Raw genomic sequence first — 1,194 nt, forward strand, 5'->3', positions numbered from 1 at the left:
ACAACAACCAACAATGAAAGGACTCTGGCTCGAAAACCAGCAACTGCAACTGCGCACTGACCTACCTGTGCCATCACCACCCTCTGATGAAGCCTTAGTGCGGGTGTTGCGTGCGGGGATATGCAACACTGACTTGGAACTAATCCGAGGCTATTACCCTTACAAAGGTATATTAGGTCATGAATTTGTTGGTGTTGTGGAAGATGGACCAAAGAATTTAGTCAACCAGCGGGTGGTGGGAGAAATTAATGCCGCCTGTGGTGAGTGTCGATTTTGTAGAAGTGGACAACCGACTCACTGCCAAAACCGTACTGTCTTAGGTATTGTTAACCGTAACGGAGCCTTTGCTGACTATCTGACCTTGCCGGTAAAAAACTTACATCCCTTACCCGATAATATTTCTACTGATGCCGCCACCTTTACTGAGCCTTTGGCTGCGGCTCTGGAAATTCAGGAACAAGTCAGGGTGCGTCCCGATCACCAGGTGTTAGTAGTGGGAGACGGTAAGCTGGGACAACTGGTGGCACAAACCCTAGCCCTAACGGGCTGCAATTTGCTAGTGATTGGCCGTCATCAAGAGAAATTGGCCAATTTAGAAGCCAGAGGAATAAAGGTAGGTTTTGCCGATGCCATCACTAACGGTCCTTTCGATATCTCAGTGGAGTGTACTGGCAACCCCGAAGGCTTTGCCCTTGCCCGGGGAGCCTTGCGCCCACGAGGTACCCTGGTATTAAAAAGTACCTACGCTGGCAACTTAACCTTTGATGCATCGTCTCTAGTAGTAGACGAAATTACCCTAATCGGTTCCCGTTGCGGTCCCTTTAAACCAGCCATCAATTTACTAGCACAAGATAAAGTAAATGTCAACTACCTAATCCAAAGTCATTACCCAATTGAGGAAGGGTTAACCGCCTTTAACCATGCCCAGCAGCGGGGAGTATTGAAAATTTTACTGACCATGGATCAGAACTCTTGAAAGATGAGCAATAGGTGATGGGATGTAAGCTATCAGCGGTCAGTGGTCAGCGGTCAGCGGTCAGCGGTCAGCGGTCAGCTATCAGCGTGTCGCGTATCAGCTTAAGGCTTAGGTTTGGGAGAAGCTGAACTAGGCCAATGGCTATAGCAGTCGCCAGGGCAGTTAGGACATGACAAAAGTCTCACACCCTTTGTAAGCGCAAGAGTTTTACTTCTGAC

At 48.6% G+C, this 1,194-nt stretch carries 1 protein-coding gene; it reads left to right on the forward strand.

Going from position 1 to position 1,194, the window contains the following annotated elements; all coding sequences use genetic code 11:
* Positions 1–13: 13 nt before the first annotated feature.
* Positions 14–976: an MDR/zinc-dependent alcohol dehydrogenase-like family protein gene (locus F6K38_RS42510; protein WP_287267218.1), complete on the forward strand. Its 963-nt coding sequence runs from the start codon at positions 14–16 to the stop codon at positions 974–976.
* Positions 977–1,194 lie beyond the last annotated feature (218 nt).

It is taken from the genome of Moorena sp. SIO3B2 (genome assembly GCF_010692525.1).
Classification (GTDB): domain Bacteria; phylum Cyanobacteriota; class Cyanobacteriia; order Cyanobacteriales; family Coleofasciculaceae; genus Moorena; species Moorena producens.